Below are 14,380 nucleotides of genomic sequence, written 5' to 3'. Positions count from 1 at the left end.
CCATGACGAACTCCACCGGCGATGACGACCATCGCTTCGCCAATCACGACCGTCCCGACCGCCATGACAAGCCTGACAGCGCCTTTCGCGACGCGCTGGAAGCGGCCGGTATCCGGCGACTCAAGGTCAACCGGGCGCAGACCGGCCGGCCGCGGCGCAACGAACTCAATACCGGCGCCCGTCGCGAAGCGGCGGAACAGGCCCCGCCGCAGGTTCAGTCGAAGCTGTCGGACGGCGGCGTCGAAGCGGTCACGCCGCATCAGAGACTCGAGTTCTCGATTCCGGATCTGCCCCAGCGTACTTTTGCCCAGCTCAAGAAAGGCCACATCGCCTGGGAAGGTGGACTCGATCTGCACGGCTACACGCTCGACGAAGCCCGTGTCGAGCTCGAAAGCTTCATCAACGATGCCATCGCCGCCCGCGCTCGCTGCGTGCTGGTGGTTCACGGCAAGGCACGCGGCTATCGCGGCAGCGGTGCGGATTACCCAGTGATCAAGAGCCACGTCAACGGCTGGCTCAAGAACTGGTCGCGGGTGCTGGCGTTCTGTTCGGCGAACGAGGTCGACGGCGGCACCGGCGCGCTCTACGTACTGCTGCGCACCCGCGCCGATGCCAGTAGCTGAAAAAGCATTCAGACGGCGCTGATCAACCTGCCGAGCGAGATGGGCAAGATGGAGCGCAAGGCTCGCGCCGGCGGCCCTGCAGTGCTTCCGTCAACCGTGCCGCTTGGGCGACGACAATGGCAGCGGTAGCCGCCCCTGCGGATCGCCGCTGCTGGCAGGATGGCGGTGGTGATCGATCGGCTCGGCGGCAACGGCCGTGCAGTCCCGTCCTTGTTCGTGTCGATCCAGGGCCTGGGCGGTGAGATAGCGTCCGAGCTCGATCAGCGCCTCGGCGCGATGAAATTCGTAGGCACCGCAGACGCTCTTGGGCACCTCGATCAGAATGTCCGGCGGGTAGCCGGCGATCTTGTACTTGGCCAGCGCTGCCTGGGTAATGTCGAACGAGGCCAGCATCATGTCGAGCTTGCTCCAGGCGCGTTCGGTCTGACTCGACCAGCTGCCGTTGTCCGCCAACTCATCGTCGTCGCCGAATGAAAAAACCATGCCCTGCACACGTGTCCGCACGTTCTTCAGCCATCCGCTGAAACTCTTTCCTTCGGCTTGGCGCTCGATCTCGCGCGCCTGCTCCTGAGCCGCCTGATCGGCGGGCAACAATTCTTCCAGGGTGACTTGCCTCGGTGTCTGCGCCGTCGCGTTGACCGCCAGCACGATGTCCGCTTCGACGGAGACCGTGGGAATGATCGGGAGCGGATTCAGCAGACCACCGTCGACCAGCACATGGCCGTTCTCCTGAACCGGAGTAATGATCCCCGGCACCGCGATCGAGGCCCGAATCGCTCTCAACAGCGGGCCTTTCTGGAACCAGACCTCACGCTGACGGTTGAGGTCGGTCGCCACCGCGGTAAACGGCATCGGCAGATCTTCGATGCGGATATCCCCGACCAGCGATTCGAGCTTGGTCATCACCTTGCCGGCGCGCATGGCACCCATGGCGCTCCAGGTGATATCGACCAGACGCAGCACGTCGAAATAGTCCAGCCGACAGACCCAGTCCCGATACCCCTCGAGCTTGCCGGCGGCGTAGATGCCGCCGATCAAGGCGCCCATCGAGCAGCCGGAAATCGAGACGATTTCGTAGCCACGTGCCTCGAGCTCCTCGATCACGCCGATATGGGCATAGCCTCGCGCGCCTCCACTTCCCAGTACCAACGACACTCGAGGTTTCATGACAGGGACTCCCCGGTGATCGATTGATGCCAGCGTACGATTTCCGACGTCACTTGCGCTACTCTGACGCGCTCCAGATGCAGGTGATGCCCGCCGGAGACGATTCGCCGCTCGAGCCGGTCGATTCGTCGACACGCCTCGCCGAGATAGGGGCGCTCGTTCAATACGCCGCCGGTCGCCTGCAACAGCAGCACCGGCGCGCGAATGGCCGCAACCGTTGCCAGCATCTGCGCCGAGGTCCAACGCAACAGCGACGGCTGGACAAGACGGCGGTCGGTGCGCCAGTGATAGCGCCCATCTTCACAGCTGACCAGGTTACGCTCGACGATTGGCCGCGCGGTATCGGCATCGATCCGAGTGACTCCGCCCCGAACCCGCGCCGCCACGGCGTCGTCGATGCTCGCATAGCCGCCGCTGGCGCTACGTTCAGCGCTATCTCCAGCACGACGTCCAGCGCTACGTCCAGCGTTACGTCCAGCACTATGCGGCGGCGGCGGCCGCCGGCGCGCGCGCAATGCCGCCTGCAGCTGCGCCACCGTCTCGTCGGGTTCGCTGGTGGTCGAGGCCAGCCCGTCGATCAACACTAGCCGGCCGACCCGCTCCGGTGCGGCGGCCGCGATCAGAGTGGCCACGCCCGCGCCCATCGAGTGGCCGACAAGCGTTGTCGCGCGCAGATCCAGTACGTCCAGGGCATCGAGAACATCGGGCACGTAGCCCCACAGCGGATAGTCGGCCCGCGCGCCCCGGTGCGGGGAGTGGCCGTGCCCCGGCAGATCCAGCGCCACCAGCCGAATGCCCAGCGCCGTGACCAAGGCGGGCGCCAACCGGGAAAAGGTCGCCGCGTTGTCCAGCCAGCCATGCAGGGCCACCCAGGTAGGCGCGCCCTCCTCACCCCAGCTCAACGCTGCCAGCCGATCGTCTCCCAGCACCAGCGTCCGCGGCCTCATGCCGAGGCCTCGAGAATGCCATCGGCCGCGTCCAGAATCGCCTGGCGAGTGGCCTGAGGGTGCTCGAACGGAAACATGTGCCCACCCGGTACACAGCGGATTCGAACGCCCAGGCGCGTGAGCGTCCGCCGACGTTTGGGAGTCAGCAGATCGGAATCTTCACCGGCGATGACCGTCAATGGCACCTGGAGCTTGCGCAGCACCGAGGTGAGGTGATCCGGTAAATGGCGAAACACCGCCGCTTCCGTGCGGGGCGCGTAGAGCAGTCTGGCGGCACCGCTGTCGTCGTCGAGGGTCGTCGCGCCGGTGACATAGTCGTCCATCGCGGTCTCGGTGAAGCCCTGAAACAGCGAACGCCGGCGCAGCGACGCTGCCATGGCGTCGCGGCTGGGCCAGGTCTCGCGACGACGCAGCGTCTTGCCGGCCGGCGTGACGCGATCGACGAAACCTGCCAGTTTGGCGAATTTCAGCATCCAGGCGTCTCGCCCCAGCAGCAAAGGCGGATCCAGCGCAATGACGGCGCGAAAGTGCTGGGGCGCCTTGACGGCGGCCATGATCGACAGCACACCGCCCATGGAGTGGCCCACGGCGACGACCGGTTTCGCTAACGGCTCGATGGCCGAGAGATACTCTTCACGCAGCGCCAGCCAGTTGCGCCCGACCGGGAACGCCGGGTCATGCGCCAGGCGATCCAGCGGATGCAGCTCGAAGTGCGACGCCAACGGCTGCAACAGCGTCCGGTAACTGGCGCCGGTGAAACCATTGGCATGGGCGAAGACCAGTGGGTAACGCAGCATCGACATCTGAATTCCCTTAGACTATCGGCGATAAAAACAGTCGTCGATGAACCGATCGACTGTCATAACTGACGATTGTAAAAAATTAACGACTTCCGTCGAACGTCATTGCCGGGGTAGTGACGCTCCACCCGACTTCAACCAAGGATTGTACTGTGTCTCGCAAAGGAACCCATCGTGATACCCGTCTGCGTAACCGATTATTCTGGGCCGTGCTGGTCGCGGCACTGATCATCGGCTTCTGGCTAGTGCGCGGCGGAGACTGATTCATGGGGCTGCTCGCGGCTTTCACCCACACCCTGGAAATCACGCTCCCGGTATTTCTGATGGTGTTTCTCGGCCTGGGGCTCAAGCGCCTCGGCTGGATCGACTCGCACTTCATCACTACCGCATCGATGCTGGTGTTCAAGGTCACCATGCCGGCGCTGCTATTTCTGAGCATCGTCAAGGCCGACCTCAGCCGCGCCCTGCAGCCGGAGCTGATCGGCTACTTCATCGGCTACACCGTCATCAGTTTTCTACTGGCCTGGGCCTGGGCAGTCTGGCGACACCCGCGTGTCGAGCGCGGTATCTTCACTCAGGGCGCGTTTCGCGCCAACAACGGCATCGTCGGCCTCGCCCTGGCCGCCGGCCAGTACGGTGATTACGGACTCTCCGTCGGCGGCGTGCTGGCCGGCGCGGTCATCGTCATCTACAACGTCCTCTCGGTGTTCATCCTGTCGCTTTACAGCGATGACGTGGCCACGGATTTCCGAAGCCTGGTCAAGAACCTGGCCAGAAATCCGCTGATCCTGAGCGTCGTCTTCGCGATCCCGGTGGCACTATCCGGCCTCGAGCTGCCCGGCTGGATCATGACGTCGGGTGGCTATCTCGCCGGCATGTCACTGCCGTTGGGACTGATCTGCATCGGCGGCACGCTCTCGATCAGCGCGTTCAAGCGCAGCAGCACCATCGCCCTGGACGCCAGCCTGTGGAAGCTGGTGTGGGTACCGCTGTTCGGGGTGCTCGGTGCCCTCGCCGTGGGCATTCAGGGGCCGGCGCTGGGAATTCTCTTCCTCTACCTGGGCTGCCCCGGCGCCGCAGCCAGCTTCGTCATGGCCAAGGCGTTCAAGAGCAACGACAAACTGGCGGCCAACATCATCGTCATCACCACGTTCGCCTCGATGTTCACCCTGAGCCTGGGGCTGTTCGTGCTGAAGTGGCTAGGATTGACATAGGGCTTTGAAAGAGGGCTTTGAAAGAGGGCTTTGAAAGAGGGCTTTTAAAGAGGGCTTTTAAAGAGGGCTTTGAGACACCGATTGATACCGCAATAACGGCCACCGCTGCCGGACGAGCATGCCGTACAAAAAAGGGCCGCTCTCTCGAGCGGCCCTGGTCGTTTCGTCGTTGGCTGGAACCCGGCGATCGAGATCAGCCTTCGCGCTCGCCATCGAGCAGGCGGCGCAGCTTCAACGGATTGCCGTCGCGAATGGCTTCCGGCAGCAGCGCCTCGGGCAGATCCTGATAGCAGACCGGCCGCAGAAAGCGAAAGATCGCCGCCGTGCCGACCGATGTCGACCGAGCGTCGGAAGTCGCCGGAAACGGGCCACCATGAACCATCGCGTGGCTCACTTCGACACCGGTCGGCCAGCCGTTGGCCATCACCCGACCGGCCTTGCGCTCGAGCGTCGGTAGCAACCGCCTGGCGGTATCGACGTCCGCATCATCCATCTGCAACGTTGCGGTCAGTTGACCTTCCAGCGCCTCGGCAACGCGCTTGACCTCAGCCGAATCACGGCAGGCGACGATCAGCGAGGAAGCCCCGAAGATCTCGGCCTGCAGCGCCTCATCGCCGATCAGATCTTCGCCGGTCGCCATGAAGAGACCGCTCTGGCACTGATAGGCACCTTCGCCGATCCGGCCGCGCGCCAATTCACGCACCTTGGCATTGGCAGCCAGCGCCGAAACGCCGCGGCCGTAGGCCTCGTGAATGCCGGGCGTGAGCATCGTCTGGGCGGTGCTGTTTCTGACGGCCTCCGCCGCCGCCTCGACGAACGCGTCGAGATCCGGCCCCTCGATGGCGATCACCAGGCCCGGATTGGTGCAGAACTGGCCGGCGCCCATGTTGAGTGAGCCGACGAACGACTCGGCCAATGCCTTGCCGCGCGCCTTCAACGCCGCCGGCAGCAGGAAAACCGGATTGATGCTGCTCATCTCGGCGTAGAACGGAATCGGCTCCGGGCGACTCTGGGCGATCTCCAGCAGCGCCAATCCGCCCTTGCGCGATCCGGTAAACCCACCCGCCTTGATGCGCGGATCGGCAATCAGCGCCTGGCCGACTTCGAAGCTCGAATCGTGCAGCATCGAGAAGACTCCTTCCGGCAGGCCGCACTTGTTGACCGCCGCCTGCACGGCACGCCCGACCAGCTCGCAGGTGCCGGGGTGCGCCGGATGCGCCTTGACCACCACCGGGCAGCCCGCGGCCAGCGCCGATGCGGTATCACCACCGGCAACGGAGAACGCCAGCGGAAAGTTGCTGGCACCGAAGACGGCTACCGGACCCAGCGCGACATGACGCTGGCGCAGATCGACCCGCGGCATCGGTTGGCGATCCGGCAGCGCCGGATCGATGCGGACATCGAGCCATTCGCCGGCCCGCACGGTCTTGGCGAATAGACGCAGCTGGCCGCAGGTGCGGCCGCGCTCGCCTTGGATACGGCCCAGAGGCAGACCGGACTCGGCCACGGCCTGTTCGATCAACGCATCGCCGATCGCCTCGATTTCATCGGCGATCGTCTCGAGAAACGTGGCGCGATCCTCGAGCGACGATTCGCGATAGTTGTCGAATGCCGACCAGGCCAGTTCGCAGGCTCGTGCCACGTCTTCATGCGTGCCGCCGAAGAACTCGGTCGGCAAACGTTCGCCGGTGGCCGGGTTGATCGCCACGATCGGATCGCGACTGCCTTTGACGGTTTGCTGTCCAATCAGTAGTTCACCGGTCAGATTCACGTTACCTCCTAGCAGAATACTCGAATGAAGCATTGATGAAGCGAGAGCACGCTCGGGCGAGGGTTGCTGGAACATGACGATGCTCGATTCCAGCGATGCCGAACGTGGCGACGAAGACTGCGATGATGCCGCGAATGCGCAAAATCGGGTGTCGAGAGGCTTGCAGCAACAGGACACCGCCACCCTGAAGAATGGCAGTGCAATCCAACGGCACTTCGATCATGTCAGTTCGAATGATCATCCGAACCGGTGCAGCCTCACGCTTGCGGCCTGTCCTGGTACACAGCGTAGTTGTCATACGCCCGCTGAAGATGGCGATACATGGCATCACGGGCGGTTTCCGCCTCGCCGTTGACTATCGCCTGCAGAATATCGGCGTGCTCGCGAGCGACCCTTTCAAGATAGTAAGATACGGCTTCGGGGTCGAGCTCTACCGATAACAGCTTGGTGCGGGGGATGGCGCCTTCATTGAGCTGATCGTACAGCGAGACGAAGAACGGATTGTGCGTGGCTTCAACGATGGCCCGGTGAAAGACGTAGTCTTCATGACGCGCCTGACTACCCGAATCGCAGGCGGCCAGAAACTGTTCATGAGCCGCCTGCATCGCTGCCACGTTTTCCGGCGTGCGTCGTTCGGCAGCCAGCGACGCGGCCTGGGAATCCAGCGTCATGCGCAGTTCCAGCACGTGCAGAATATCTTCCACCGTGTTGGCGCTGATGCGCCTGGCCGGGAATTGATGCTCGGGGGCAGAACGCAGAACGCGCGTGCCGATACCCCGACGCGTCTCGACCAGCCCCATCGACTTGAGATGGGCAATCGCCTCGCGCACTGCGGTCCGGCTGACGCCGAACATGTCGCACAGTTGGCTCTCGGTCGGCAACTTATCCCCCACCGAGATGCGACCCTGAGTGATCAGAGCCTCCAACTGCCGGGCAATCTGGCGCGAAAGACTCTCCTGAGAGGAGATGCGCTTGATCTCCCAAGCCTGGGTCTGCTCCATCGTGCTGCCTACCTTATTGAATGTCTTGTCCGACACGGAATCTGTGATCGCCCTGCGCGGTCATTGCGGTAAAACGTTCGAGACAGCATACCAGTTTGATCCATCCAGGCACGGGATCACGTTTCGTCGTCGGGATGCCCCAGGGTCACGAACTTGCCGCCCTGATAGATGACGGCCGGGTCATCCGGATCCTGCGGGGACGCTGCCGCTTCGGCCTCGACTTCGGCTCGCCACGGCGCCGAGCTCTCCTGCGGCGCCCAGCCCAGAAACTGGGCATGACGGTTGTCCCACCATTGCTCGTCGTTGTCGGAGACGCCGTAGATCACGGTGTACCTCAGCTTGGGTGCCGTGAACGCACGCTCGAGTAGCGCGACGAAGTCCTGCACGCCCAGCCAGGTTGCCAGCATGCGGGTATCCTTGGGCTTGGGAAAGCAGGAGCCGATGCGCACGCTAAGCGTCTCGATCGCGAATTTATCGAAGTAGAGACTCGCCAGATCCTCGCCGAAGCACTTGGAGACGCCATAGAGCGAATCCGGCCGACGCGCTACCTGGGTATCGATTCTTGTCGTGCGCGGATAGTAGCCGATGGTGTGGTTCGAGCTGGCGAACACGATGCGCGGCTTGCCCTGCTTGCGCGCGGCCTCATAGAGGTTGTAGGCCCCGATGATATTGGCCTGCAGGATCCCTTCCCACGGTTTTTCCACCGAGATACCGCCGAGGTGAACGATACCGTCGCAGCCGCTGACGAGTTTTTCCACCGCCGACGCGTCGGCCAGATCGCAGCTGACGATCTCCTCGTGCGTCTCGGCATCATTGATCGCCTCGATGTCAGACAGGCGAACTTGATGGGCCAGCTTCGAGAGATACGGACGGATAGCCTGCCCCACGCCACCGGCGGCGCCGGTCACCAATAATCGATTCAGCATGTTTGGGTCTTCTCCTGATTGAGTGAGATGTCGAATGATCCAAAGGCCGGAGTGCCTTACCGAATCACTGCAGCAACTCGGGCAAGGTCAGCGAGATGGCCGGCACGTAGGTGACCAGCATCAACACCACGAACAACGCCAGATAGAACGGCCAGATGGTCTTCACTGTCTGTTCGATCTTGATGCCGCCGATCGCGCTACCGACGAACAGACACCCACCAACCGGCGGCGTGCACAGCCCGATGCCCAGATTCATCATCATCAGGATGCCGAACTGGATCGGGTCCATGCCGAACTGCTGCGCCACCGGCAGAAAGATCGGCGTGCAGATCAGAATCAGCGGCGCCATGTCCATGATCATGCCCAGCGCCAATAGCAGCAGATTGAGCATCAGCAACACGACAATGGGATTGTCGGAGAACGAGGTCAGCGCATTGGCCAGCATTTCCGGCACGTTATACAGCGCCAGCAGATACGAAAACGCCGAGGCACAGCCGACCAGAATCATCACCAGCGCGGTCGTCTTGACCGCCTGATAGACCGCCTTCTTGAATGAGGCCCAGCGAAGCTCGCGATAGACCAGCCCGGTGACGACGATGGCGTAGATGGCGCCGAACGCGCCGGATTCGGTCACCGTGAGGATCCCGGACAGTACACCCCCGACGATGATCACCGCGGTCAACAGCCCCGGCAAGGACGCGATAAAGCTGATCAACAGCGCGTACCACCCCGGGAAAGGTTCGCCCCCGTAGCCGCGTTTGACCGCTACCAGATAGGCCGCCACCGCCAGCGCCAGGCACATCAGAATACCGGGGACGATACCCGCGACGAAAAGCTGGGTGACCGAAATGCCGCCACCGGCTGCCACTGCGTAGAGAATCATGTTGTGGCTGGGCGGAATCACGACGCCGGCGATGGAAGACGTCACCGTCACGTTGACTGCGTAGTCGGTGTCGTAGCCTTTCTCCTTCATCACCGGAATCAGGATCGAGCCCAGCGCAGACGTATCGGCGACCGCGGATCCGGAGATGCCGCCGAACAGCATCGAAGAGGTCACGTTGACCATTCCCAGACCGCCGCGGACACGCCCGACGGCTGCCGAGGCGAAGCGCACCAGACGTGTCGAGATGCCGCCGTGCAACATCAGCTCGCCGGCAAAGATGAAGAACGGAATCGCCAGCAACGAGAACACCGAAATGCCGGAAACGATTCGCTGGAATCCCACGAATAGCGGCAATCCCTCGTAGAGGAACGTCACGATCGAAGCCAGCCCCACCGCAAACGCGATCGGTGCTCCTACGATCAGCCCGAGAAGAAAGACGCCGAAAAGAATGGCTAGTCCCATGATGTCAGCTCCCTGCCCGGCCGGTGCGCGTGATGCGTTGAATGAAATTGGCGCAGGTGAAGACCACCAGAAGCACGCCACAAGCGACCAGAGGCGCAGCACGCCAGCTCTCGGAAAGCCCGATCATCGGGATCGGTCGGCCTGCATTGCTCAGCATCATCAGCCACCCCTGCCAAGCCATGAACCCTCCGAAAAGCAGCACGAATCCGTCGGAAATGGCATGCATGATCACGCGCGGAATTCTGGGCGCGCCCTCGCGCAGAAAGTCGATACTCAGGTGGGAGTTGAATCGGACGCCGGCGCCTGCACCCAGGCAAGTGATGTAGCCCACAATCAACAGCGAGGACTGCTCGATCCAGGTCGGCGTGTCATTGAGCACGTAACGACCAAACACCAGCCATCCGAAAGAAAAAATCAAGAACACCAGTAATACGCCTGCAACGATCAGACACAACCGCGCCAGACCGTCCAGCAACCTGTCTGGCAACGCATCGGAATTGGCAGACGAATTCGGGACGTTATCCACGATGGGTTTCCCTGATTGATGTCGGAGACAAACAACGGACCCCCGAAGATCGGGGGTCCGTCACGATTGAAGCGTTTACTGGGTATTGCGAATGTCGTCGATCAGCGATTCGAGGTCGGGGTGCTTCTTGATGAATGCCTGATAAATCGGCTCCATGCGCTTCTGGAATGCCGCCTTGTCCTCTACCTCGTTGACCTTGACGCCAGCCGCCTCGACCTTCTCGCGGCTCTCCTTCGCCCCTTTCTCCCACAGTTCCCGCTGCTCTTTGGCCGCATTTTCCGCCGCCGTACGCACGATGGATTGATCCTCGTCAGACAGCTCTTCCCAGCTGGATTTTGCGACACACAGGCACTCGGGGATGATCAGGTGACCGGTCTCGGAGTAGTACTTGGCAACCTCGTAATGGTTGCTGGATTCGAATGACGGAAAATTGTTCTCGGCACCGTCGATGACGCCGGTCTTGAGCGATTGAAACACCTCGCCGTAGGACATCGGCGTGGCGTTGCCGCCCAGCGCATCGACCATGTCCACGTAGAGGTCATTGTTCATGACGCGCAGCTTGAGCCCTTTCACGTCATCCGGTTCATTGATGGCATGATCGGTATTATAAAAACTACGAGCACCGGAGCCGAACCACGACAGCGCAATCAGGTCCTTTTTCGCCAGGGCATCCGCAAAACGCTGGCCGATCTTTCCATCCATCACGCGATACATCTGGTCGACGCTGTTGAACAGAAAAGGCAGAGACAATACGTCGGTTTCGGGCACGATGGGACCCATCGGCCCCATATTGAAATTACCGAAATCCAGAGCGCCGCTACGGGCCTGATCGATCGCATCGGGCTGATCACCCAGTACCGCATTGTTGTAGATTCGGGGATTGATTCGTCCGTCGGTATTCTTGGAAACTTCCTCGTCGAACGATTTCAATGCCACAGAGTTGGGGTAGCCGTCAGGATGCACGTTCCACCCCCGCCAATCTTCCGCGTGCGCGGGAAAGGCCGCGACAGATAACGCCCCGGCGACAGCTACAGCAGGTAAGGAAGCGGAAATATTGTTCCAGAAACGTTGTGTCATCATATGACTCCCTCGCTTGATTCAAGCGAATTGTGATTATCGAAACGTAGGATGCCATACATCATACTTGCCCAATATTAGACTTTGGAATTGACGGCCAAGCCGTCGGGCATCAAAGCATGATAAGTATTAGTTTTTTCTTTAAATCATCTTAAAAACAACGAAATAGCGCCGACACCAACCAGCCTTTATCGACGCCGCACGTTGACGTCGGCCTACCCTGAAACGCGCTCGACGAGCAAAGAACAGAATCCCGAGATGCTGTCCTAACGTATCGACATTGGCCCATGACTCCCTGAACGGTTTTAACGCACCAGCGCCGGGCGCTTGGGATCGAACGACCAACCGTCGATCAGGTACTGCATGGCCATCGCGTCGTTACGGCTTCGTACATCCAGCGTTTTATAAAGCGCGTGTGCTTGCGTCACCTGGGCCATGTCGAGCTTGATCCCCAGCCCCGGCGCTTTCGGAACGCTCAGCTTGCCGCCGCGGATCTGATAAGGCTCTTCGGTCAGGCGCTGACCGTCCTGCCAGATCCAGTGGGTATCAATGGCCGTGATGTTACCGGGGCACGCCGCCGCCACGTGCGTCATCATCGCCAGTGAGACATCGAAGTGATTGTTGGAGTGCGAGCCCCAGGTCATCCCCCACTCGTCACACAGCTCACCGACCATCACCGCACCCTGCATGGTCCAGAAATGGCAGTCCGCCAGCGGAATATCGACGGCGTTGAGCGCCACCGCGTACTGCAGCTGCTTGAAATCGGTGGCGATCATGTTGGTTGCCGTCGGCAGCCCGGTCCGCTTCTTGAACTCGGCCATCACCTCACGCCCGGACCAGCTCTCTTCCTGGCCACAGGGATCCTCGGCATAGCTGAGAAGATGCTTGATCGGATCGAGAATCCTGACCGCCTCGTCGAGTTTCCACGCCCCATTGGGGTCCAGCGTCAACCGGGCTTCGGGGAAGGCGTCGTGCAGGGCTCGAATGCAATCGGCCTCCTCTTCGCCGCGCAGCACACCTCCCTTGAGCTTGAAGTCCTTGAAGCCGTAGCGTTCATAGGCCGCCTTGGCCAGGCTGGCTACCGAATCCGGGGTCAGCGCTTCCCGGCAACGAACCTCATCCCAGGCGTCGACCGGGTCTCGAGGCTTGGGATACGGCAGGTCGGTCTTGTCGGGATCCCCGAGCAGGAACAGATAGCCCAACGCCTCGACCTCGTCGCGCTGACGACCGAAGCGACCCAGCAGATCGGCGACCGGCTGACCCAGCGTCTGACCGTAAAGGTCGAACAGGGCCGATTCGATGGCAGTCAACACATGGACGGCGACGCGCAGATCGAAGGTCTGACGGCCCCTCTCCTCGCGGCCGTTACCGGCCAGCAGCAATCGCGAGCGATTGAGCGTCTGCTTGACCTCGTTGACTCTCGAGCCTTCGACCAGCGAACGACACTGTTCCAGGCCTTTGAGAATACCTTCGCTGGACGGAATCTCGCCGACGCCCTGGTTGCCGGCATCGTCTTCGAGAATCAGCAGACAGCGAATGAACCAAGGCGCATGGCCACCGCTCAGGTTGAGCAAAAAACTGTCGTACCCGGCGACCGGCATCACGGTCATCTTGGTCACTTTGGGGAAATTCATGTTCATGCTCCAGATGACTTAGGGATCAAGCTCGCTTGCCGAATTCGGCGCTATCGACCGTCCACTTGCGCGCCTGTTCGGTCAGCGTGATGCCCAGACCCGGGCGATCCGGCACCACCATGCGGCCGTCGCGCGTTTCCAGCCGCTCGTTGAACAGCGGCTCCAGCCAGTCGAAGTGCTCGACCCAAGGCTCGGCCGGATAGGCGGCGGCCAGGTGGAGATGGATTTCCATCGCGAAGTGCGGTGCCAACTGAAGGCCGGCGGCATCGGCCAGCGTCGCCAGCTTCAGGAACTGGGTAATCCCGCCGATACGCGGCGCATCCGGCTGAATGATATCGGCGCTGCGGTGCTTGATCAGCTCCATATGTTCGCCCACGCTCGCCAGCATCTCGCCGGTCGCGATCGGGGTGTCCAGCGCCGCGGCCAACGCGGCATGCCCCTCGACGTCGTAGGCATCCAGCGGCTCCTCGATCCACACCAGGTTGTACTGTTCCATGACGCGACCGAAGCGCAGCGCCGTCGCGCGGTCCCACTGCTGGTTGGCGTCGATCATCAGCGGCACATCGTCACCGAGATGCTTGCGCACGGCTTCGACACGCTGGAGATCGATCCGCATGTCGGGCTGGCCCACCTTGATCTTGACGCCCTTGATGCCGTTCTCCAGCGATCGCGTCGCGTTCTCCTTGACCTCTTCGATCGGCGTATGCAGGAAGCCGCCGGAAGTGTTGTAGCACTGCACGGAATCGCGATACGCGCCCAGCAGCTTGGCCAGTGGCAGACCCGCGCGCTTGGCCTTGAGATCCCACAAACCGACATCGACCGAGGCAATGGCCTGGGTCGACAGACCGCTACGCCCCACCGAGGCCCCGGCCCAGACCAGTTTCTGCCACAGCTTGCCGGTGTCGTTGGGATCTTCGCCCAGAATCGCCGGGGCAATTTCCTTGGCGTGGGCGAACTGGCCGTAGCCGCCGGCACGCTTGGAGTAGCTGAAACCGATGCCCTGATGACCATCACGTGTTTCGATCTCGGTGAACAAAAACGAGACTTCGGTCATCGGCTTCTGACGTCCGGTCAGCACCTTGGCATCACTGATGGGCGTCGCCAGCGGCAACAGCACGTGAGAGAAACGGATCCAGCTGATGGCATCGTTGGACATCGGACTACCTCATTGACGTGACTGAGAGGATGGCCTCCCGACTTGCCCGATAACGATGATGATTGCGCTATCACCGTGGCATCGAACATCTGATGGCTTGGAATGTTAGCGCAATCAATTTGTATGACAAAGCGCCTGCCAGTTAATTACGACCAAAGGATGACAATTTACTACCGCGCCATCGAAGGAGGCG

13 protein-coding genes are annotated in these 14,380 nt (G+C 61.7%); 2 read left to right on the top strand and 11 right to left on the bottom strand.

Going from position 1 to position 14,380, the window contains the following annotated elements:
- Positions 1 to 2 precede the first annotated feature (2 nt).
- Entirely contained in the window at positions 3 to 623 is a 621-nt protein-coding gene (locus BTW08_RS06380; RefSeq protein ID WP_083627718.1) for a Smr/MutS family protein, read from the top strand.
- A gap of 90 nt (positions 624 to 713) precedes the next feature.
- On the opposite strand, the gene BTW08_RS06375 is transcribed toward BTW08_RS06380, so the two are convergent.
- Genes BTW08_RS06375 through BTW08_RS06365 form a run of 3 tightly spaced genes read right to left on the bottom strand, consistent with a single transcriptional unit; the run spans position 714 to position 3,540 of the window.
- Positions 714 to 1,790, bottom strand: a complete 1,077-nt coding sequence (locus tag BTW08_RS06375; protein ID WP_075561694.1) for a patatin-like phospholipase family protein — start codon at positions 1,788 to 1,790, stop codon at positions 714 to 716.
- The gene (locus tag BTW08_RS06370; RefSeq protein WP_075561693.1) at positions 1,787 to 2,737 is read right to left on the bottom strand and encodes an alpha/beta hydrolase; all 951 of its coding nucleotides are present in this window, start codon (positions 2,735 to 2,737) and stop codon (positions 1,787 to 1,789) included. The genes BTW08_RS06375 and BTW08_RS06370 overlap by 4 nt, the downstream gene beginning before the upstream one ends.
- Complete coding sequence (locus tag BTW08_RS06365) at positions 2,734 to 3,540, bottom strand: alpha/beta hydrolase (RefSeq protein ID WP_075561692.1); 807 nt, start codon at positions 3,538 to 3,540, stop codon at positions 2,734 to 2,736. Before BTW08_RS06365 ends, BTW08_RS06370 begins: the two co-directional genes overlap by 4 nt.
- A 263-nt stretch (positions 3,541 to 3,803) precedes the next feature.
- Here BTW08_RS06365 and BTW08_RS06360 point away from each other — a divergent pair, with 263 nt between their 5' ends.
- Positions 3,804 to 4,751 (top strand): AEC family transporter, encoded by a 948-nt coding sequence (locus BTW08_RS06360; protein ID WP_075561691.1) that lies wholly within the window; start codon positions 3,804 to 3,806, stop codon positions 4,749 to 4,751.
- Positions 4,752 to 4,944: 193 nt separating this feature from the next.
- On the opposite strand, the gene BTW08_RS06355 is transcribed toward BTW08_RS06360, so the two are convergent.
- The 8 genes from BTW08_RS06355 to BTW08_RS06315 all read right to left on the bottom strand — a co-directional run bounded on the left by BTW08_RS06355 (position 4,945) and on the right by BTW08_RS06315 (position 14,187).
- Entirely contained in the window at positions 4,945 to 6,522 is a 1,578-nt protein-coding gene (locus tag BTW08_RS06355) for an aldehyde dehydrogenase (NADP(+)) (RefSeq protein ID WP_075561690.1), read from the bottom strand.
- A gap of 257 nt (positions 6,523 to 6,779) precedes the next feature.
- Positions 6,780 to 7,559 carry a FadR/GntR family transcriptional regulator gene (locus BTW08_RS06345; protein WP_246837661.1) on the bottom strand — a complete coding sequence of 260 codons (780 nt, stop codon included), beginning with the start codon at positions 7,557 to 7,559 and terminating at the stop codon, positions 6,780 to 6,782.
- Positions 7,560 to 7,639: 80 nt separating this feature from the next.
- Positions 7,640 to 8,449, bottom strand: coding sequence for an NAD(P)-dependent oxidoreductase (locus tag BTW08_RS06340; protein ID WP_075561687.1), 810 nt, complete (start codon positions 8,447 to 8,449; stop codon positions 7,640 to 7,642).
- A gap of 64 nt (positions 8,450 to 8,513) precedes the next feature.
- Complete coding sequence (locus BTW08_RS06335; RefSeq protein WP_075561686.1) at positions 8,514 to 9,794, bottom strand: TRAP transporter large permease; 1,281 nt, start codon at positions 9,792 to 9,794, stop codon at positions 8,514 to 8,516.
- A 4-nt stretch (positions 9,795 to 9,798) separates the two neighbouring features.
- Positions 9,799 to 10,320, bottom strand: coding sequence for a TRAP transporter small permease (locus BTW08_RS06330; RefSeq protein WP_075561685.1), 522 nt, complete (start codon positions 10,318 to 10,320; stop codon positions 9,799 to 9,801).
- Positions 10,321 to 10,395: 75 nt separating this feature from the next.
- On the bottom strand, positions 10,396 to 11,400 hold the full coding sequence (locus tag BTW08_RS06325) for a TRAP transporter substrate-binding protein (protein WP_075561684.1): 1,005 nt from the start codon (positions 11,398 to 11,400) through the stop codon (positions 10,396 to 10,398).
- Between the two features lie 302 nt (positions 11,401 to 11,702).
- A complete protein-coding gene (locus tag BTW08_RS06320; RefSeq protein ID WP_075561683.1) occupies positions 11,703 to 13,031 on the bottom strand; it encodes an enolase C-terminal domain-like protein in 1,329 nt (442 codons plus the stop codon).
- Between the two features lie 25 nt (positions 13,032 to 13,056).
- A complete protein-coding gene (locus BTW08_RS06315; RefSeq protein WP_075561682.1) occupies positions 13,057 to 14,187 on the bottom strand; it encodes a mandelate racemase/muconate lactonizing enzyme family protein in 1,131 nt (376 codons plus the stop codon).
- Positions 14,188 to 14,380 lie beyond the last annotated feature (193 nt).

It is taken from the genome of Salinicola sp. MH3R3-1, assembly GCF_001937155.1.
In the GTDB taxonomy this organism is placed as follows: Bacteria; Pseudomonadota; Gammaproteobacteria; order Pseudomonadales; family Halomonadaceae; genus Salinicola; species Salinicola halophyticus.
This window is presented reverse-complemented; position numbering and strand designations above follow the sequence as displayed.

Bases quoted from the DNA above. Each gene is read 5' to 3' on its own strand.
- BTW08_RS06380 (WP_083627718.1), top strand. From the start codon at position 3: ATGACGAACTCCACCGGCGATGACGACCATCGCTTCGCCAATCACGAC.
- BTW08_RS06375 (WP_075561694.1), bottom strand. From the start codon at position 1,790: ATGAAACCTCGAGTGTCGTTGGTACTGGGAAGTGGAGGCGCGCGAGGC.
- BTW08_RS06370 (WP_075561693.1), bottom strand. From the start codon at position 2,737: ATGAGGCCGCGGACGCTGGTGCTGGGAGACGATCGGCTGGCAGCGTTG.
- BTW08_RS06365 (WP_075561692.1), bottom strand. From the start codon at position 3,540: ATGTCGATGCTGCGTTACCCACTGGTCTTCGCCCATGCCAATGGTTTC.
- BTW08_RS06360 (WP_075561691.1), top strand. From the start codon at position 3,804: ATGGGGCTGCTCGCGGCTTTCACCCACACCCTGGAAATCACGCTCCCG.
- BTW08_RS06340 (WP_075561687.1), bottom strand. From the start codon at position 8,449: ATGCTGAATCGATTATTGGTGACCGGCGCCGCCGGTGGCGTGGGGCAG.
- BTW08_RS06335 (WP_075561686.1), bottom strand. From the start codon at position 9,794: ATGGGACTAGCCATTCTTTTCGGCGTCTTTCTTCTCGGGCTGATCGTA.
- BTW08_RS06325 (WP_075561684.1), bottom strand. From the start codon at position 11,400: ATGATGACACAACGTTTCTGGAACAATATTTCCGCTTCCTTACCTGCT.
- BTW08_RS06320 (WP_075561683.1), bottom strand. From the start codon at position 13,031: ATGAATTTCCCCAAAGTGACCAAGATGACCGTGATGCCGGTCGCCGGG.
- BTW08_RS06315 (WP_075561682.1), bottom strand. From the start codon at position 14,187: ATGTCCAACGATGCCATCAGCTGGATCCGTTTCTCTCACGTGCTGTTG.